This is a genomic window from Mesorhizobium sp. M4A.F.Ca.ET.050.02.1.1 (genome assembly GCF_003997725.1).
Lineage (GTDB): Bacteria > Pseudomonadota > Alphaproteobacteria > Rhizobiales > Rhizobiaceae > Mesorhizobium.
On sequence record NZ_RZSG01001530.1, the window covers coordinates 1 to 420 of the forward strand.

1 pseudogene is annotated in these 420 nt (G+C 72.6%); it reads right to left on the reverse strand.

The window, feature by feature from the left end:
- Positions 1-420: pseudogene (locus EOA33_RS38495) on the reverse strand (penicillin-binding protein); the annotation flags it as partial.

The window sequence follows — 420 nt, forward strand, 5'->3', positions numbered from 1 at the left end:
CGACCGAGGCGGTCGTCCCGCCATCGCTCGGCATGTCGAACCCGTCGGCATCGACCGTCTCGGCCGGCCGGGCCGGACGCGCCGGGCGTGCGGGCGCCTGGGCGGACTGACCGATCGCCGCCTGCGGCACCGGCACCGGCTGACCGGCGTCGGCCGAGGGGATGTCGTCCGGCACGATCGTATCCGAAGGGGTAGACTTCCAGGTTCCGGGCAGCGGCCGGACCGGCACGCCTTCGTGCGCGGCGACCATGAATTCATGCCAGGCCTGCGCCGGCAGCGCGCCGCCGGTGACCTTCTTCATCCCGCTGCCGTCGTCATTGCCGAACCAGACGCCGGTGGTCAGGTTGGCGGTGTAGCCGACGAACCAGGCGTCGCGCGAATTCTGGCTGGTGCCGGTCTTGCCGGCCGAGGGCCAGGCGA